This is a genomic window from Thauera sp. (assembly GCF_035444905.1).
In the GTDB taxonomy this organism is placed as follows: domain Bacteria; phylum Pseudomonadota; class Gammaproteobacteria; order Burkholderiales; family Rhodocyclaceae; genus Thauera.
Map to the genome: position 1 here is coordinate 20,085 of NZ_DAOMPS010000042.1, position 16,818 is coordinate 36,902.

The following is a 16,818-nucleotide window of genomic DNA, read 5'->3' on the forward strand; positions in this document are numbered from 1 at the left end:
AGGAGAGCACGCAATGAAGAACGCACAGTCCGGATTCACCCTCGTCGAGATTGCCGTCGTGCTGTTGATCGTCGGCCTGCTGCTCGGCGGCGTCATGAAGGGGCAGGAACTGATCGACAGCGCCAAGGTAAAGAACCTCGCGCAGGATTTCCGCAGCATCCCCGCCATGGTCCATGCCTATCAGGACAAATTCCGCGCCCTGCCCGGCGACGACCGCAATGCCCGCCTGCACCTTTGCAGCGGCGGCGCACAATGCACCACGGCGGGCAATGGCAATGGCCTCATCGATGGTGGCTGGGACGATGAGCAGGGCAGCGAGAGCGTGCGCTTCTGGCAGCATCTGCGCCTGGCAAACCTCGCCAGCGGCAGCACCGACCCCGACGACGCGGCCTTCCTGCCGCGCAATGCGGTCGGCGGACGGCTCGGCGTGCAGCGCGGCGGCAGCGTGCTCCAGGTCCCCGGCAGCCTGGTGGTGTGCTCGGGCGCCATCCCCGGCAAGCTCGTGCGCCAGCTCGACATCGCGCTCGACGACGGCAACCCCGCCACCGGCTCGCTGCGCGCCGGCACCCTCGGCGGCAACGGCCTGGTGGCGGTGTCGGCGGGCAATCCGCTCGACGAGGCCGCCAGCCACACGGTGTGTGCGAGCCTCTAGCATCGCGGTGCGGGGCGGCGCGGGCGGCGCGGGCGGCACGCCGGCGCTTGTTATACAATTGCGCCGCTGCAGCCGGCGCCGCGCGCCATATCAGGGGCATCGCGCCACCCTTTGTGCCCGTTATATGCATGGACCGCATGGACCCAACTCCCGAACCTGCCGACAGCCGCGCCGTCGCCCTCGCGCGCAACGTCCTGCGCATCGAAGCCCAGGCCGTGGCCGCACTCGCCGATCGCCTCGGCGCTGAATTCGAACACGCCGTCGACATCATCCTCAGGCGTCGTGGCCGGGTCATCGTCACCGGCATCGGCAAGTCGGGCCATATCGCGCGCAAGCTCGCCGCCACCCTGGCGAGCACCGGTACACCGGCCTATTTCGTGCACGCGGCCGAGGCCGCGCATGGCGACCTGGGGATGATCACCCCCGAAGACGTCGTCATCGCGCTGTCGAACTCCGGCACCAGCGAGGAGGTGCTCACCATCGTCCCCCTGGTCAAGCGCCAGGGCGCGCGCCTGATCTCGATCACCGGCCGCCCCGAGTCGCCCCTTGCGCGCGAGTCGGACGCGCACCTCGAAGCCGCGGTCGCCGAAGAAGCCTGCCCGCTCAACCTCGCCCCCACCGCCAGCACCACCGCGGCGCTCGCGCTGGGTGACGCCCTCGCCGTCGCGCTGCTCGATGCGCGTGGCTTCGCGGCCGACGATTTCGCCCGCTCGCACCCGGGTGGGGCGCTCGGCCGCCGCCTGCTCACCCATGTCGGCGACGTCATGCGCGCGGCCGACGCCGTGCCGCGGGTACGGCCCGACGCCCTGCTCAGCAGCGCCCTGCTGGCGATGACCGCGGGCGGCATGGGCATGACGGCGATCGTGGACGAGCACGGCCGGCCGCAGGGCATCTTCACCGACGGCGACCTGCGCCGCGCACTCGAGAAGGGCTGCGACGTCCGCAGCGCGCGCGTGACCGAGGTGATGACGCGCAACCCGCGCTCGATCGGGCCGCAGGCGCTGGCCGTCGAGGCCGCCGAGATCATGGAGCGCATGCGCATCAGCCAGTTGCTGGTGGTCGACGCAGCCGGCCAGCTCGCCGGCGCGCTGACCACCCACGACCTCATGCGTGCCAAGGTGATCTGATTGATCGACGCCTGGCGCCTCTTCCCGGTCCTTGCGCTCGCCGCGCTGGCAGGGGCCTCGGTCTGGCTCGAGCGCATCACGCGCATCGAGGAGCCGGCTTTCGTCGGCGAACAGACCGGGCCGGACTTCGTTGCCGAGCACACCCGCGTCGTCGGCTTCGGCGAGGACGGCCGCCAGCGTTACGAGCTGATCGCCGATCGCCTCGAGCACTTTCCCGCGGGCGACATCACCCGCCTGCACCAGCCGCAGCTGCGCATGCAGGACGAACAGCGCGAGACGCGGATCACTGCCGCGCGCGCGGACGTGTCGCCCGGCGGCGAACGCGTCGACCTTGCCGGCGAGGTCAAGGTGCGCCGGCCTGGCGCGGGCGACGATCTGCCGCTCGCGCTCGACTCCGAGACGCTCACCGTGTGGCCCGACGCCCACCGCGCCGAGACCGACTCGCCGGTGGTGCTGGTGCGCGGCGCCAGCCGGGCCACCGCGCTCGGCATGCGCGCCGACAACCTGTTCGGCACGCTCGAACTGAGCGGCGAGGTGCGCACCTTCATGCCCCGCCGCCAAGGATCACCGTCATGAAACGCTCGCACCCCACGCTGCCCTTCGCCCGCGTCCCCCGCGCCCCCTTCGGCCGCCGCCTCCTCGCCGGCGCGCTGCTCGTGCTGACGAGCCTGTCGCTGCCCGCGCTGGCCGAGCGCGCCGATCGCGACCAGCCGGTCAACATCGAGGCCGACCGCCTCACCGTGGACGATCGCAACAAGGTCCATGTGTTCGAAGGCAGTGTCATCCTCACCCAGGGCACGCTGATGATCCGCGGCGACAAGCTGGTCGTCACCCAGGATGCGGCCGGCTTCCAGAACGGCGTCGCCACCGCCTCCGGCAACCGCCTCGCCACCTTCCGCCAGCGCCGCGACGGCACCACCGACCAGTACATCGAGGGCGAGGCCGAGCGCATCGAGTACGACAGCCGCAGCGAGAAGGCGCGCCTCTTCAACCGCGCCCGCGTCACCAGCGGCGGCGATCAGGTCAGCGGCCACTACATCGAATACGACGCCCTCACCGAGAACTACCTGGTCACCAACGCCCCGGGCAGCCAGCCCGGCACCGCGCCCAGCCGCGTGCGCGCGGTGATTCAGCCCAAGTCCGAAGGCCAGTAGACACCGCCGCGCGCCATCCCGCGCGGGGCAGCACACCCACACGAGGAGAAACCATGAGCTTCGAAATGATCATTGCCGAGAAACGCGGCCGCGTCGGTCTCATCACGCTGAACCGGCCCAAGGCCCTCAATGCGCTCAACGACCAGGTGGTGAACGAGATCACCGCGGCGCTGAACGACTTCGAGTCCGACGCGGGCATCGGCGCGATCGTCATCACCGGCTCGGAGAAGGCCTTCGCTGCCGGCGCCGACATCGGCGCGATGGCAAGCTTCTCGTACATGGACGCCTACAAGAGCGAGTACATCACGCGCAACTGGGAGCGCGTGAAGACCTGCCGCAAGCCGGTGATCGCCGCGGTGGCCGGCTTCGCCCTTGGCGGCGGCAGCGAGCTGGCGATGATGTGCGACATCATCATCGCCGCCGATACCGCGAAGTTCGGCCAGCCCGAGGTCAAGCTCGGCACCCTGCCCGGCGCCGGCGGCACGCAGCGCCTGCCGCGCGCGGTGGGCAAGTCCAAGGCGATGGAGCTGTGCCTGACCGGCCGCATGATGGATGCCACCGAAGCCGAACGCGCCGGCCTGGTCGCGCGCGTGGTCCCGGCCGACAAGCTGCTCGAGGACGCGCTCGCCACCGCGGAAACCATCGCCAGCTACTCGCTGCCGGTGATCATGATGATCAAGGAGTCGATCAACCGCGCCTTCGAGAGTAGCCTCAACGAGGGCCTGCTGTTCGAGCGCCGTGTGTTCCACGCCGCCTTCGCGCTCAACGACCAGAAGGAAGGCATGGCCGCCTTCGTCGAGAAGCGCAAGGCCAACTTCAGACACGACTGATCGCGCGGAATCTCCTGCCGGGGCTGCGGTCATCTTCCTGCAACAGGATGACTGCATGCTGCGCTGACCCACAGCCCTGCATGGCACGGTGGATACGTCCCGGAATGCGCTGCGAGCGCCGTCACGAATGATTGAATCAGACAATCGAATCTCGATTGTGCGATGCACAAGATTTCGCTTGACACCCCATTCCGGGCCCGTATAATCCGCACCATGCTGCAACGCAACATGTGGCATGAAACCACGATGTGCATGCAACCCCGGCTTTCACCAAGGAGATCCAAATGAGCAACTTCGTCGCCCCCGAGCAATTCGCCGCCGCCAACAAGGCCAACATCGAAACCATGCTGACCCTGGCCAACACCGCCTTCGCCAGCGCCGAGCGCCTGGCCGCCCTGAACCTGAACACAGCCCGTTCGATCCTCGAAGACGGCGTGGCCAACACCAAGGCCCTGCTGGCTGCCAAGGACGTGCAGGAGCTGGTGAACCTGCAAGCTTCGCTGGCCCAGCCGATCGTCGAGAAGGCCGTCGCCTACGCCCGTAGCGTCTACGAGATCAGCTCGCAGAGCCAGGAAGAAATGTCCAAGGTCTTCGAAAGCCAGGTCGCCGAGCTGAACAAGGGCGTGGCTTCCGCGCTGGACAAGGCTGCCAAGTCGGCTCCCGCCGGTTCGGACGTCGCCGTCGCTGCCGTCAAGTCGGCCATCGCCGCCGCCAACAGCGCCTACGACAGCATGAGCAAGGCTGCCAAGCAGGTCGCCGAGATCGCCGAAGCCAACGTGGCCGCCGCGACCAACGCCACCGTCAAGGCCGTGAGCACCACCGCCAAGACCGCCTCCAAGAAGGCTGCCTAATACCCCACGCAGGTTCGCCTGCTGAGGTCTGCAGTACCGGAACGGCCCCTCGATGAGGGGCCGTTCTGCGTTTACCGGGCGCCGGGAGATCAGTCGTACTTGATGTAGCGAAAGCGCTGATCCTCGTTCGGCGTGCCCTCGAGCACGCCGCCCTCGCGCCCCGGCTGCCACTGGATCACGTCCTCGATCTTCCTTGCCAGCGCGAAATCACGCTCGGTGACGCCCTTCGAGGAGTGGGTGCACAACTTGACGATCACGAAGGCATAGGACACGGCGAGGTCCGGGTGATGCCAGGCGGCCTCGGCCAGATGCCCCACGGTGTTGACCACCATCAGCGTGCCCTTCCAGCCTTCGGTGCGGTACTTGCGGCGGATCCAGCCGTTTTCAAGGTACCAGTGCGGCAACTCGCGCTCGAGCCGCTGGCGGATTTCGCCTTCCGTCAGTGCGGGCAGTTTGTCGCTCATGTCAGCCTCCTTGGAGTTGGGGCTTTCAATGTAGCGAGCGCCGTCGCCGCCGTCCATGTCCGGCACGCGCGGCAGACACGGTAAGGAACAGGCCTCAGCCGGCCTCGCCGTCGCGCGCGTCGGCGCCCTGCGCCGGGCTGCCGGCCGCCGCCTCACCGGCATAGTGGTGCGGGAACAGGCGGCGCATCTCGCCCTCGATCCAGGCTTCGGCGCGCAGGTTGATCTCTTCGGCCTTCACCCCCTTGACGTCGATCGCCGGCCCGATGCTGACGATGATCTCGCCCGGGCGCTTGATGAAGGCGTTGCGCCGCCAGAACTCGCCCGCGTTGTGCGCCACCGGCACCACCGGCACGCCGGCACGCTTGGCGAGGATCGCGCCACCCGGCTTGTAGCGCCGCACGGTGCCGGGCGCCACCCGCGTGCCCTCGGGGAAGACGGCGACCCACAGCCCTTCCTTGAGGCGCTGGCGGCCCTGCTCGACGACTTGCGACAAGGCGTCCTTGCCCGCCGCGCGGTCGATCGCGATGCCGGGGATGCTGGCCAGCCCCCAGCCGAAGAAGGGCACGCGCAGCAGCTCGCGCTTGAGCACGTAGCACAGCGGCGGAAAGATCTGCTGCAGCGCAATGGTTTCCCACGCCGACTGATGCTTGGCCAGGATCACCGACGGCACCGTGGGCATGTTCTCCGCCCCGATCACGCGGTAGCGGATGCCGAGCACGTGGCGGATGACCCACATCATCACCGGCACCCAGGAGGTGATCAGGCGATGGCGGGTCATCGGCGGCAGCCAGAAGATCAGCGTGGCGAAGATCGCGTAGGGCACGGTGATCAGCGTCAGCAGGATGGCGAACAGGAAGGAGCGGATCAGATGCACGGCAGGACTCTGCAGAAATTTGGGGCGATGCGCGCGGCACCGACGCTGGCCCGCCAGGCGGGTCGGCGCATGCGCACGCTCAGGCGGTCAGGGACGCGGCCACCGCATCGAGGTCGGGAAACACCCGGGTCGCCGGCGGCAGCTCCGGGCTCTCGTGCGTAGACTGGCCCTTGCCGGTGAGCACGAGGTAGGGCTGGGCACCGGCGGCGACGGCGGCCTGCAGGTCGCGCAGGCTGTCGCCGACGCAGGGCACGTTGGCCAGGTCCACGTTGAAGCGCTCGCCAATCTGCAGGAACAGGCCGGGCCCGGGCTTGCGGCAGTCGCAGGTCGAATCGGACGCATGCGGACAGAAGAAGATGGCGTCGAGCCGGCCGCCGACCTGCGCCAGGCTCTTCACCATGCGCTCGTTGATCGCGTTGAGCGTGTCCATGCCGAACAGCCCGCGGCCAATGCCGGACTGGTTGGAGGCCACCACCACCCGCCAGCCCCACTGGTTGAGGCGGGCGATGGCCTCGAGCGAGCCCGGAATCGGCCGCCATTCATCGGGCGACTTGATGAACTGCTCCGAGTCGGCGTTGATGACGCCGTCGCGGTCGAGAATGATGAGCTTCATCGGCATGGTCGTTCACCCCGGGTGGTTTGCCGCACGCGCCGTCGCGGGACGGCGCGCGGGCGGGTCAGGCCGACAGGCGCGAGATGTCCGCCACCTGGTTCATCAAGCCGGCGAGCTGGGCCAGCAGCGCGATGCGGTTCTGGCGCGTCAGCGGCTCCTCCGCCATCACCATGACGTCCTCGAAGAACTGGTCCACCGCCGCGCGCAGGCCGGCGAGCGCGCACAGCGCGTCGGTGTAGTCCTCGTTGGCGACGTGCGAGCGCACCAGCGGCGCGACCTCGAGCACCTGATGGAACAGCGCCTTCTCGGCCGCCTCCTGCAGCAGCGCGATATCGGGCTCGCCCGGCGTGCCGTCGGCCTTCTTCAGGATGTTGACGATGCGCTTGTTGGCGGCGGCCAGGGCCTCGGCCTCGGGCAGCGCACGGAAGGCCTCGACCGCGCCGAGTTTGGCCGGCACCAGGTCGATGCGCACGGGCTTCAAGGCCAGTACGGCGTCGATCACCGCGCCGTCGCGGCCACCCTCGCGGAGCAGGTTCTTCAGGCGCTCGAGCATGAAGTCCTGCAGCTGCGCGGCGAATCCCTCGGCGCTGAGCAGGCCGGGCTTGAAGCCGGCGGCGGCGGTGTCGATCAGCTTGGGCAGCTCGAGCGGCAGCGGCACCTCCATCAGGATGCGCAGCACGCCGAGCGCGGCACGGCGCAGCGCGAACGGGTCCTTGTCGCCGGTCGGCACCATGCCGATGCCGAAGAAGCCGACCAGGGCGTCGAGCTTGTCGGCCAGCGCCACCGCGGCGGCGACGTTGCCGGCAGGCAGCGCGTCACCGGCAAAGCGCGGCTGGTAGTGGGCCTGGATGGCGTCGGCCACCACCTCGCCTTCGCCGTCGGCGAGCGCGTAGTAGCGGCCCATGATGCCCTGCAGCTCGGGGAACTCGCCCACCATGTCGGTGACGAGGTCGGCCTTGGCCAGGCGCGCGGCACGCCCGGCAGCGGCGACATCGCCATGCAGCTGCGCGGCGATCGCGCCGGCCAGCGCTTCGAGGCGCTCGACGCGCTCGAGCTGGCTGCCGAGCTTGTTGTGATAGACCACCGGCGCGAGGCGCGGCAGGCGCGCCTCGAGGGTCTGCTTCTTGTCCTGCTCGAAGAAGAAGCGCGCGTCCGACAGGCGCGGGCGCACCACGCGGGCGTTGCCGGCGATGATGTTGCTCGGGTCCGCCACCCGCATGTTGGAGACGATCAGGAAGCGGTTGAGCAGCTTGCCGGCGCCATCGAAGAGCGGGAAATACTTCTGGTTGGCGCGCATGGTCAGGATCAGGCATTCCTGCGGCACGGCGAGGAACTCGGCCTCGAACTCGCCCACGTACACCGTCGGGTGCTCGACCAGTGCGGCAACCTCGTCGAGCAGGTCGTCGTATTCATTCAGCAATGCGCCCTGCTTCGCCGCCTCGGCGAGCAGCTGGCGCTCGATGTCGGCGCGGCGCTCGGCGAAGCTGGGGATGACCTTGCCTTCGGCAAGCAGGGTCGGCTCGTAGGCGTCGGCGGTGGCAATGTCGATGTCGCCACGGCTCATGAAGCGGTGGCCGCGCGTCCTGCGGCCGGCCTCCAGGTCGAGCACGCGGCCCGGCACCACGTCGGCGCCGTGCAGCAGGGTGAGCTTGTGCACCGGGCGCACGAAGGTGGCGTCGCCATCGCCCCAGCGCATGACCTTGGGGATGGGCAAGGCCTTGACCGCGTCCTGCACGATGCCCGACAGCACGTCGGCGAGCTTCGCGCCCGGCACCATGGCGGTGTGGAACAGCGCCTCTGCCTTGCCGTCCATGCGGCGCTCGAAGCCGGCGACGGCATCAACTGAGATACCTTTCGCTTCCATCTTCTTCAGCAGCGCCGGGGTCGGCTTGCCCTCGGCGTCGATCGCCACGGACACCGGCATCAGCTTCTCGGTGACCTCCCTGGCGGCGGCTTCAGCAGCCACCTGCGCCACCGTCACCGCCAGCCGGCGCGGGCTGGCAAAAGTACGGAAGGCGGCATCAGAAGGCGCCAGCCCTTTGGCCTTCAGGCCCTCGGCAATCTTCGTGGCGAAGGTCTCGCCCAGGCGCGGCAAGGCCTTGGGCGGCAGTTCTTCGGTGAGCAGTTCAACGAGCAGGGTCGCGCTGGTCATCACGCGGCCTCCTTTTCAGCATTCAGCATCGGGAAGCCGAGGGCTTCGCGGGATTCGAAATAAGCCTGGGCGACCGCGCGCGACAGATTGCGGATGCGGCCGATGTAGGCGGCGCGCTCGGTCACCGAGATGGCGCCGCGGGCGTCGAGCAGGTTGAAGGTGTGCGCGGCCTTGAGCACCATCTCGTAGGCCGGCAGCGCGAGGCCGACCTCCATCACCCGCTTGGCCTCGGACTCGTAGTTGTTGAACAGCGAGAACAGGAAGTCGACGTTGCTGTGCTCGAAGTTAAACGCCGACTGCTCGACCTCGTTCTGGTGGTAGACGTCGCCGTAGGTCACCTTGCGCCCGTCGGCGGTGACCGCCCACACCAGGTCATACACGTTCTCCACGCCCTGCAGGTACATCGCCAGGCGCTCGATGCCGTAGGTCAGCTCGCCCAGCACCGGCTTGCAGTCGAGGCCGCCGACCTGCTGGAAGTAGGTGAACTGGGTGACTTCCATGCCGTCCAGCCACACTTCCCAGCCCAGGCCCCAGGCGCCGAGGGTGGGGTTCTCCCAGTCGTCCTCGACGAAGCGGATGTCGTGCACCATCGGGTCGATGCCGAGCGCGCGCAGGCTGTCGAGATAGAGCTCCTGCAGGTCGGGCGGGGAGGGCTTCATCACCACCTGGAACTGGTAGTAATGCTGCATGCGGTTGGGGTTCTCGCCGTAGCGGCCGTCCTTGGGGCGGCGCGAGGGCTGCACGTAGGCGGCGTTCCAGGGTTCGGGGCCGATCGCGCGCAGGAAGGTGTGGGTGTGGCTGGTGCCGGCGCCGACCTCGAGGTCGTAGGGCTGCAGCAGCACGCAGCCGCGCTCGCCCCAGAACTGCTGGAGGGTGAGGATGACTTGCTGGAAGGTCGGTTTCACGAGTCTGGATTCGGTGGTCATGGTCTCGGGCAGCCTCCGGGCTGCGCAGCGCACGCAAAAGCCGTGATTTTAACGGGCTTCGGGGTGCACAGGGGCGTCAGGCGCGCGCGCGGCGGAATCCGCAGCCTGCCGCGAAGCCCGCCGCCACGACCAGCATCGCCGCCCCGATCGCGAACAAGTCGCCCCAGCGCGCGTACGGGGTGAGGCCGTGGTAGCCCTGCACCTCGACCCGCAGCGCACCGCGCTCGAACTCGGGCAGCACCCCGGCCACGCGCCCGTCCGGCTGCACCAGAGCGGTCATGCCGGTGTTGGTCGAGCGCAGCATCGGCCGCCCGGTCTCCAGCGCCCGCACACGCGCGATCTGCAGGTGCTGGGGCTGGGCGAGCGAGTCGCCGTACCAGGCGAGGTTGGAGATGTTGAGCAGCAGCGTGGCCTCGGGCAACGCACGGATCAGCTCGGCGCCGAACAAGTCCTCGTAGCAGATGTTGAGCGCCACCCGCTGGTCGCCGAAGCGCATCGGTGCCTGGTCGGGCGCACCGCGGGTCTGGTCCGACATCGGGATATCGACCAGGCGGTAGAACCAGCCGAACAGCGGCGGCGAGTACTCGCCGAAGGGCACGAGATGCTGCTTGGCGTAATGCTGCACCGGCGCGCGGCCCAGGCTCAGCGCGGCGTTGTAGATGTGGCCCTGCTCGTCGCGGCGGAAGACGCCGAGCACGAGGTCGCCGCCGGCCTCGCGCGCGAGCTGCGCGAGCCAGTCCAGATAGCCCTCGGGCAGGCGGTCGAGCAAGGTCGGCAGCGTCGTCTCGGGCAACACCACGATCGCGGGCGGATCCGGCTGCAGGAACTGCCCGCGCACCAGGTCGAGATTGGCCTGCAGCACGCTGGCGAAATGGTCCGGATCCCACTTCAGGCTTTGCTCGAAATTGGTCTGCACCAGCGCGACCGACACCGGCGCACCGACCGGCGCCGTCCACGCGCGCCCGAGCAGCGCGCCACCCGGAGCCAGGACCAGCAAGGCTGCCAAGGCCGCCGGCCAGGCGCGGGCGCGCCAGTCCGCCATGACGGCGAGCGCGGCCAGGAAGGCGGTGAGCCCGCCCACGCCATACACGCCGACCACCGCCAGCCAGCCGCCGAGCGGGCTCGGCGGCGTCTGCGAATAGCCGATCGCCAGCCAGGGGAAACCGGTGAACAGCACGCCGCGCAGCCATTCCGACAGCAGCCACAAGGCCGCGAACAGCATCGCCGCACGCACGCCCTGCGCCGGCTGCAGCCTCAGGCGCCGGCGCAGCGCCACGAACAGCGCGCCCGCCAGCGCCGGATACAGCGCCAGATAGGCGCAGAACAGGGCAATCGCCAGCGCCGCCAGCGCCATCGGCATGCCGCCGTAGCGCTCGAGCGCGACGTACAGCCACGACACGCCGGCCGCGAAGGCGCCGAAACCCCAGGCGAAGCCGAGCGCCAAGCCTTCGCGCCAGCGCGTGGCGCCGCCGAGCAGCCAGGCCAGCACGGCCAGGCTGAGGAAGGCAAGCGGAAACAGCCCGAAGGGCGCGAAGGCAAACACCGACGCGCCGCCCGCGAGCAGCGCGGCAAGCACGCGCCGGCGCATCACTCGGCGGCAGGCTCGGGCTGCGGCAGGCGTTCGACCACCAGGGTGTAGACCCGGCGGCTGTCGGCGCGCAGCACCTGGATCCTCACCCCCTCGAGTTCGACCGTCTCGCCGCGCTTGGGCAGGCGGCCGAAATGACGGATGACGAGGCCGCCAACGGTGTCGTATTCCTCGTCGCTGAAATGGGTGGCGAAGGCTTCGTTGAAGTCCTCGATCTCGGTCGTGGCCTTCACGCGGTAACGGCCGCTGTGGTCGAGCCGGATGCTGTCGCCGACCTCGTCGAAGTCGTACTCGTCCTCGATGTCGCCGACGATCTGCTCGAGCACGTCCTCGATCGTGACCAGGCCGGCGACGCCGCCGTACTCGTCGACCACGATCGCCATGTGGTTGCGCGACACGCGGAACTCGCGCAGCAGCACGTTCAGGCGCTTGGATTCGGGCACGAAGACCGCCGGGCGCAGCATGTCGCGCAGGTCGAACTCGCGCCCGGCGAAATAGCGCAGCAGGTCCTTGGCGAGCAGGATGCCGGCGACGTCGTCCTTGCCGTCGCCGATGGCGGGGAAGCGCGAGTGTGCGGTGTCCATGGCGAAATTGACGATCGCGTCGATGGGATCGTCCAGATGCACGCAGTCCATCTGTGCGCGCGGCACCATCACGTCGCGCACCTGCATGTCGGACATCTCGAGGGCGCCTTCGATGATGGAGAGGGCATCGGCGTCGATCAGGTTGCGATCGAAAGCCGCATGCAGTTGCGCGAGGAGTTCATCGCGATCTTCCGGCTCGCGCGAGAGAAAGGCCGAAAGTCGCTCGAGTAATGAGGGTTTAGGGGAACTGTCCATTTTGGGGGGTCGGGATCTCCGCTTCAGACCAGTTGGCCGATCGTGCCGACGGCGCCAGCGCGCCGTCTGCAATCAGGCGTAGGGGTCGGCATAGCCGAGGCCGCGCAGGATGTCGGTCTCGAGCTTCTCCATCTCGGCCGCATCGGCCTCGGTCTCATGATCATAGCCCTGCAGATGCAGCATGCCATGCACGACGAGGTGCGCGAAGTGCGCCTCGAGCGTCTTGCCCTGCTCGGCCGCCTCCTTCACCACCACCGGCACGCACAGCACCAGATCGCCGCTGAGCGTTGCGGCGCCGGTCTGCGCCCGCCCCGGCAGGTCCTCGCCGCCGGCATAGACGAAGGTGAGTACGTTGGTGGCGTAATCCTTGCTGCGGTATTCGTCGTTGAGTTCGCGGCCCTCGGCGGCACCGACCAGACGCACCGTGACCTCGGCGTCCTGCTGCAGCGCGGCCTGCGCCCAGCGTCGGATGTGATTCTTCTTCGGCGCGTTGGCCTTGTCCTCGCCCTCCACCGCCTTCTGCACCGAGAGCTTGAGCACTGGCGGATGCGCGCTTTCGGGCAGGCCTAGCAGATCGGGCGAGTCGACGAAGGCCAGGTCGTGATGCACGTCGACCCGCAGGGTCAGCAGATTGCAGGCGCCGGGCTGCAGCGACAGCATCGGCACGGCGGCCTCGTCGTCGGCGTCGGCCTCGATCTCGAGGTCGCCCCAGGCGCGCTCAGGAAAGGCCAGCAGCAGCTTGCGGCCGTCGCCGAAATCGATCTCGAGGCGTTCGGCCTTGAGCTTGGTCGCCTTGCCATCGGCGGCGATCGCGACCACCCGCGGCATGCGCGGCGTCGATGAGTCTGAAGATTTCTTATTCGCCATCTTCGCCATCCTGCGTGTCCTTGTCCTGCTGTTGTTGAGCCCGGGCGGCGGCCTTGGCGCGCTCGACGCGCGCCGCTTCATCGTCATAAGCTTCGACGATGCGTGCGACAAGCGGATGACGCACCACGTCTTCCTTGCCGAACTCGGTGAAGGCGATGCCACGCACCTCCGCCAGCACCGTGCGCGCCTCGCGCAGGCCGCTGCGCTGGCCACGCGCCAGATCGACCTGGGTGAGGTCGCCGGTGACCACCGCCTTGGCACCAAAGCCGATGCGGGTGAGGAACATCTTCATCTGCTCGGGCGTGGTGTTCTGCGCCTCGTCGAGGATGATGAAGGCGTTGTTGAGCGTACGCCCGCGCATGAAGGCGAGCGGCGCAACCTCGATCAGGCTGCGCTCGAAGAGCTTGCCCACGCGATCGAAGCCCATCAGGTCGTAGAGCGCGTCGTACAGCGGGCGCAGGTAGGGGTCGACCTTCTGCGCGAGGTCGCCGGGCAGGAAGCCCAGGCGCTCGCCGGCCTCGACCGCCGGGCGGGTGAGGATGATGCGCTCGACCAGGTCGCGCTCGAAGGCGTCCACCGCGCTCGCCACCGCGAGGTAGGTCTTGCCGGTACCGGCCGGGCCGATGCCGAAGGTGATGTCGTATTCCTGGATGTTGCGCAGGTACTCGACCTGGCGCGGCGTGCGCCCGTGCAGCTCGGTGCGCCGCGTCAGCAGCACCGGCGCCGGCTGCGCGCCATCGCCCGCTGCGTTGCCGCGGCTGCCGATCTCGATCAGGCCGAGCTGCACGTCGTCGAGCGACAAGTCCCTGTCGGCGCGCTCGTAGAAGTGCTTGAGCGCCATCTCGCCGCGCAGCACCTGGCTCGGGTGGCCGGTGAGGGTGAAATGTTCGCCGCGGCGGCTGACGGTGATGTCGAAGGCGTTCTCGATCTGGCGCAGGTTCTCGTCGAGCACGCCGCACAGGCGGGCCAGCCGGGGGTTGTCCACCGGCTCGAAGAAGACTTCCAGGGTTTTCGCCATTCAGGATTCCCGGGTGAGGATCTCGCCGCGCAGGCTGTGCGGCAGGGCTGCGGTGATGCGCACGTCGATGAACTGGCCGATCAGGCGGTCGCGATTGGGCGAGGACGCGGGGAAGTTGACCACCCGGTTGTTGTCGCTGCGGCCCATCATCTCGGCGTCCGCGTTCTTCTTCGCCGTGCCTTCCACCAGGATGCGCTGCACCGTGCCGACCATGGCCTCGCTGTTGGCCTGGTACTGCGCGTCGATGCGCTTTTGCAGGCGGGCGAGCCAGGCGAGCTTGGTCTCCTGCGGCACCGGGTCTTCGAGGTCGGCCGCCGGCGTGCCGGGGCGCGCGCTATAGACGAAGCTGAAGGAGCCGTCGAAGCCGATGTCCTCGATCAGCTTCATGGTCTTGTCGAAGTCGTCCTCGGTCTCGCCGGGGAAGCCGACAATGAAGTCCGAGGTCAGGGAAAGATCCGGCCGCGCCGCGCGCAGCTTGCGCACAATGGATTTGAACTCCAGCACCGAGTAGCCGCGCTTCATCGCCGCCAGCACGCGGTCCGAGCCCGACTGCACCGGCAGGTGCAGCTGCGAGACGAGCTTGGGGATCTTGGCGTAGCAGTCGATCAGGCGCTGCGTCATCTCGCGCGGATGCGAGGTGGTGTAGCGGATGCGCTCGATGCCCGGGATCTCGGCCACGCACTCGAGCAGGAAGGCAAAGTCGCCCTCCTCGCCGTCCTCGCGCACCAGCTCGCCGCGCCAGGCATTGACGTTCTGGCCCAGCAGGGTCACCTCCTTGACCCCCTGCGCCGCCAGGCCGGCGATCTCGGCCAGCACGTCCTCGAGCGGGCGCGACACCTCGTCACCACGGGTGTAGGGCACGACGCAGAAGGTGCAGTACTTGGAGCAGCCTTCCATGATCGACACGAAGGCGCTCGCGCCCTCGACGCGCGCTGGCGGCATGGCGTCGAACTTCTCGATCTCGGGGAAGGAGATATCGACCTGCGAGCGCCCGCTCTGCTTGCGCGCCTCGATCAGCTTGGGCAGGCGGTGCAGGGTCTGCGGGCCGAACACCACGTCCACATAGGGCGCGCGCTTGACGATGGCCTCGCCTTCCTGGCTGGCCACACAGCCGCCGACGCCGATGATGAGGTCGGGCTTGGCCTGCTTGAGCAGGCGCACCCGCCCGAGGTCGTGGAACACCCGCTCCTGCGCCTTCTCGCGCACCGAGCAGGTGTTGAAGAGGATCACGTCGGCCTCTTCCGGGTTGTCGGTCTTGACCAGTTCTTCGTGGGCACCGAGCACGTCCGCCATCTTGTCGGAGTCGTACTCGTTCATCTGGCACCCGAAGGTGCGGATGTAGAGTTTTTTCATCTTGAAAGGGAAATCAGGCTGGGCCTTGCGGCCGGCGGGGCGGGCATCGCGGCACCCATCAGCGCTTCGGCTCGGGCATCGCCGCCTCTTCCGGGGTGAGGATCCACACCCGATGCACCTGGCCGCCGTTGTCGAGCAGCATGCGCACCGTGTATTCGCCGCGGATGTGCGAGGGCAGCACGATGCGATTGGCAGTGTCGCGGATCTGCGCACCGGGGCTCAGGCGCAGCGCCTTGCCCTTGACCTGTACGACGCCGGTGGGCGAGAACTGCATCTTCGCCTTCGCCGCGTCATCGGGAAAAAGCCGCGGCAAGCCGGCGAGGGCCAGCGAAGACGCCAGGCCAAGCACGCTGGCTAGCAGTACGGAGAGGGAATGCGGGCGCAAGGACGAGCCGGACAGATCCGGAACGGTAGGGAACAGGCGTCGGATGATCCCCGATCGCCCCGCCGATGTCAATGCAAAAGCCTTATAAATCAAGACGTCCGAACGGCCCGACGGAGGCGCCGCGGCGCATGCAGCGGGGCACTGTGGCAGACGGCAAGCCCTCTGCAACAAGCCACTTCGTGGCACGAAGCTATTGACGCACACGGAAGAGACCCGCTATATTCGCGCGCTCTGTTGGTGATGTAGCTCAGACGGTTAGAGCGACGGATTCATAACCCGTAGGTCGGCAGTTCGATTCTGCCCATCACCACCACCCTTTTCGGAACCCGCTGATTCGTCAGCGGGTTCTTTCGTTTACGCCCTCACACGCTGGCGCGGTGCCCCGAATCGGTGTCCCGACTCACTCGGGACGCCCTGACCGCAGAGGGCGCGCATGGCCTACCGACTGCCTGCCAACCTACACCGCAACCGGCACGGCACCCTATACTTCCGCCTCACGATTCCCGCCGACCTGAAGCACCTGTTCGAGCAGCGGGAGCTATACCGCAGCCTGAACACAGCTCGCGTGCGGGAGGCTGCCGACAAGGCCCAAGCACTCAGGATCGCGTTCAGAGCAGCATTCAACGACCTGCGCAGCCTCTCCTGTATGACTGACCAAGAAAAACCCGCCTCAGTCGATCTAGCACGCCTACAAGAACTCACCCGGCACACGAAGGCCAAGCTTGCCCTCATAGACAAGATAGAACGCCTCGAAGCTGATCTTGCGGAAGCCGCCACAGAACGAACCCAAGCACACAAGCAACACCGACGAGAACTAGCCATCGCCATCGCAGCAAAGGGAGCGGGTGCGCAGCCGGCGAAGCCCAAGGGCGGCAAGACAATCTCCCAAGCGTGGGAGGGCTACAAGGCAGAGAAGATTGCGGCGAAGGCATGGCGCGACGGCGAAGACACGGCAAAGTATGACCACCTGCCCCACGTCCGAACCCTGATCGAAGTTATTGGGGACAAGGCGCTCCATGAGATCACCGCCGACGATATCAACAAGTTTCAAGTTCACGTTCTGGATGACCCTAAGGATGCTCTGATTTATTCAGAGCCGGTAAAATACTGAGGTCATAAACCGCG

Annotated in this window: 18 protein-coding genes and 1 tRNA gene; 8 read left to right on the plus strand and 11 right to left on the minus strand. The window is 68.0% G+C overall.

Going from position 1 to position 16,818, the window contains the following annotated elements:
* Nucleotides 1-13 precede the first annotated feature (13 nt).
* The 6 genes from PLC66_RS16560 (at nucleotide 14) to PLC66_RS16585 (ending at nucleotide 4,614) form a co-directional block, all read left to right on the plus strand.
* Nucleotides 14-652, plus strand: a complete 639-nt coding sequence (locus PLC66_RS16560; RefSeq protein ID WP_324542361.1) for a prepilin-type N-terminal cleavage/methylation domain-containing protein — start codon at nucleotides 14-16, stop codon at nucleotides 650-652.
* 137 nt (nucleotides 653-789) lie between these two features.
* A complete protein-coding gene (locus PLC66_RS16565) occupies nucleotides 790-1,779 on the plus strand; it encodes a KpsF/GutQ family sugar-phosphate isomerase (RefSeq protein WP_324542363.1) in 990 nt (329 codons plus the stop codon).
* Entirely contained in the window at nucleotides 1,780-2,355 is a 576-nt protein-coding gene (lptC, locus tag PLC66_RS16570) for an LPS export ABC transporter periplasmic protein LptC (protein WP_324542365.1), read from the plus strand.
* Nucleotides 2,352-2,933, plus strand: a complete 582-nt coding sequence (gene lptA / locus PLC66_RS16575) for a lipopolysaccharide transport periplasmic protein LptA (protein WP_324542367.1) — start codon at nucleotides 2,352-2,354, stop codon at nucleotides 2,931-2,933. The genes lptC and lptA overlap by 4 nt, the downstream gene beginning before the upstream one ends.
* 53 nt (nucleotides 2,934-2,986) lie before the next feature.
* Nucleotides 2,987-3,763 (plus strand): enoyl-CoA hydratase, encoded by a 777-nt coding sequence (locus tag PLC66_RS16580; RefSeq protein ID WP_324542369.1) that lies wholly within the window; start codon nucleotides 2,987-2,989, stop codon nucleotides 3,761-3,763.
* Nucleotides 3,764-4,047: 284 nt separating this feature from the next.
* Complete coding sequence (locus tag PLC66_RS16585; RefSeq protein WP_324542371.1) at nucleotides 4,048-4,614, plus strand: phasin family protein; 567 nt, start codon at nucleotides 4,048-4,050, stop codon at nucleotides 4,612-4,614.
* Between the two features lie 89 nt (nucleotides 4,615-4,703).
* Here PLC66_RS16585 and PLC66_RS16590 read toward each other — a convergent pair whose 3' ends face one another.
* The 11 genes from PLC66_RS16590 to PLC66_RS16640 all read right to left on the minus strand — a co-directional run bounded on the left by PLC66_RS16590 (nucleotide 4,704) and on the right by PLC66_RS16640 (nucleotide 15,693).
* Entirely contained in the window at nucleotides 4,704-5,078 is a 375-nt protein-coding gene (locus PLC66_RS16590; RefSeq protein ID WP_324542373.1) for a 4a-hydroxytetrahydrobiopterin dehydratase, read from the minus strand.
* Nucleotides 5,079-5,172: 94 nt separating this feature from the next.
* Nucleotides 5,173-5,952, minus strand: a complete 780-nt coding sequence (locus tag PLC66_RS16595) for a lysophospholipid acyltransferase family protein (RefSeq protein WP_324542375.1) — start codon at nucleotides 5,950-5,952, stop codon at nucleotides 5,173-5,175.
* 79 nt (nucleotides 5,953-6,031) lie between these two features.
* Nucleotides 6,032-6,565: a D-glycero-beta-D-manno-heptose 1,7-bisphosphate 7-phosphatase gene (gene gmhB, locus PLC66_RS16600; RefSeq protein WP_324542377.1), complete on the minus strand. Its 534-nt coding sequence runs from the start codon at nucleotides 6,563-6,565 to the stop codon at nucleotides 6,032-6,034.
* Between the two features lie 64 nt (nucleotides 6,566-6,629).
* On the minus strand, nucleotides 6,630-8,717 hold the full coding sequence (glyS, locus tag PLC66_RS16605; RefSeq protein WP_324542379.1) for a glycine--tRNA ligase subunit beta: 2,088 nt from the start codon (nucleotides 8,715-8,717) through the stop codon (nucleotides 6,630-6,632).
* Entirely contained in the window at nucleotides 8,717-9,643 is a 927-nt protein-coding gene (gene glyQ / locus PLC66_RS16610) for a glycine--tRNA ligase subunit alpha (protein WP_324542381.1), read from the minus strand. Before glyQ ends, glyS begins: the two co-directional genes overlap by 1 nt.
* Nucleotides 9,644-9,719: 76 nt before the next feature.
* Nucleotides 9,720-11,231 carry an apolipoprotein N-acyltransferase gene (lnt, locus tag PLC66_RS16615; RefSeq protein ID WP_324542397.1) on the minus strand — a complete coding sequence of 504 codons (1,512 nt, stop codon included), beginning with the start codon at nucleotides 11,229-11,231 and terminating at the stop codon, nucleotides 9,720-9,722.
* Nucleotides 11,231-12,070 carry a CorC family transporter gene (locus PLC66_RS16620; protein WP_324542383.1) on the minus strand — a complete coding sequence of 280 codons (840 nt, stop codon included), beginning with the start codon at nucleotides 12,068-12,070 and terminating at the stop codon, nucleotides 11,231-11,233. Before PLC66_RS16620 ends, lnt begins: the two co-directional genes overlap by 1 nt.
* 72 nt (nucleotides 12,071-12,142) lie before the next feature.
* Nucleotides 12,143-12,937, minus strand: a complete 795-nt coding sequence (ybeY, locus tag PLC66_RS16625; RefSeq protein ID WP_503012230.1) for an rRNA maturation RNase YbeY — start codon at nucleotides 12,935-12,937, stop codon at nucleotides 12,143-12,145.
* Complete coding sequence (locus PLC66_RS16630; protein WP_324542387.1) at nucleotides 12,927-13,955, minus strand: PhoH family protein; 1,029 nt, start codon at nucleotides 13,953-13,955, stop codon at nucleotides 12,927-12,929. Before PLC66_RS16630 ends, ybeY begins: the two co-directional genes overlap by 11 nt.
* Entirely contained in the window at nucleotides 13,956-15,308 is a 1,353-nt protein-coding gene (gene miaB / locus PLC66_RS16635; RefSeq protein ID WP_324542389.1) for a tRNA (N6-isopentenyl adenosine(37)-C2)-methylthiotransferase MiaB, read from the minus strand. It lies immediately after the preceding gene.
* Between the two features lie 58 nt (nucleotides 15,309-15,366).
* Nucleotides 15,367-15,693, minus strand: coding sequence for a hypothetical protein (locus tag PLC66_RS16640; RefSeq protein WP_324542391.1), 327 nt, complete (start codon nucleotides 15,691-15,693; stop codon nucleotides 15,367-15,369).
* 236 nt (nucleotides 15,694-15,929) lie between these two features.
* On the opposite strand from PLC66_RS16640, the gene PLC66_RS16645 reads away from it, so the two are divergent.
* Both PLC66_RS16645 and PLC66_RS16650 read left to right on the plus strand, forming a co-directional pair.
* A tRNA-Met gene (locus tag PLC66_RS16645) sits at nucleotides 15,930-16,006 on the plus strand.
* A 120-nt stretch (nucleotides 16,007-16,126) separates the two neighbouring features.
* The gene (locus PLC66_RS16650; protein WP_324542393.1) at nucleotides 16,127-16,804 is read left to right on the plus strand and encodes a DUF6538 domain-containing protein; all 678 of its coding nucleotides are present in this window, start codon (nucleotides 16,127-16,129) and stop codon (nucleotides 16,802-16,804) included.
* The last annotated feature ends 14 nt before the right edge of the window (nucleotides 16,805-16,818 follow it).

What these genes read in the sequence shown, in the direction of transcription:
- PLC66_RS16560 (WP_324542361.1), top strand. Translation starts at nt 14, where the DNA reads ATGAAGAACGCACAGTCCGGATTCACCCTCGTCGAGATTGCCGTCGTG.
- PLC66_RS16630 (WP_324542387.1), bottom strand. Translation starts at nt 13,955, where the DNA reads ATGGCGAAAACCCTGGAAGTCTTCTTCGAGCCGGTGGACAACCCCCGG.
- PLC66_RS16650 (WP_324542393.1), top strand. Translation starts at nt 16,127, where the DNA reads ATGGCCTACCGACTGCCTGCCAACCTACACCGCAACCGGCACGGCACC.
- lptA (WP_324542367.1), top strand. Translation starts at nt 2,352, where the DNA reads ATGAAACGCTCGCACCCCACGCTGCCCTTCGCCCGCGTCCCCCGCGCC.
- PLC66_RS16580 (WP_324542369.1), top strand. Translation starts at nt 2,987, where the DNA reads ATGAGCTTCGAAATGATCATTGCCGAGAAACGCGGCCGCGTCGGTCTC.
- ybeY (WP_503012230.1), bottom strand. Translation starts at nt 12,937, where the DNA reads ATGGCGAATAAGAAATCTTCAGACTCATCGACGCCGCGCATGCCGCGG.
- PLC66_RS16565 (WP_324542363.1), top strand. Translation starts at nt 790, where the DNA reads ATGGACCCAACTCCCGAACCTGCCGACAGCCGCGCCGTCGCCCTCGCG.
- PLC66_RS16585 (WP_324542371.1), top strand. Translation starts at nt 4,048, where the DNA reads ATGAGCAACTTCGTCGCCCCCGAGCAATTCGCCGCCGCCAACAAGGCC.
- miaB (WP_324542389.1), bottom strand. Translation starts at nt 15,308, where the DNA reads ATGAAAAAACTCTACATCCGCACCTTCGGGTGCCAGATGAACGAGTAC.
- glyQ (WP_324542381.1), bottom strand. Translation starts at nt 9,643, where the DNA reads ATGACCACCGAATCCAGACTCGTGAAACCGACCTTCCAGCAAGTCATC.
- gmhB (WP_324542377.1), bottom strand. Translation starts at nt 6,565, where the DNA reads ATGAAGCTCATCATTCTCGACCGCGACGGCGTCATCAACGCCGACTCG.
- PLC66_RS16620 (WP_324542383.1), bottom strand. Translation starts at nt 12,070, where the DNA reads ATGGACAGTTCCCCTAAACCCTCATTACTCGAGCGACTTTCGGCCTTT.
- glyS (WP_324542379.1), bottom strand. Translation starts at nt 8,717, where the DNA reads ATGACCAGCGCGACCCTGCTCGTTGAACTGCTCACCGAAGAACTGCCG.
- PLC66_RS16590 (WP_324542373.1), bottom strand. Translation starts at nt 5,078, where the DNA reads ATGAGCGACAAACTGCCCGCACTGACGGAAGGCGAAATCCGCCAGCGG.
- lnt (WP_324542397.1), bottom strand. Translation starts at nt 11,231, where the DNA reads ATGCGCCGGCGCGTGCTTGCCGCGCTGCTCGCGGGCGGCGCGTCGGTG.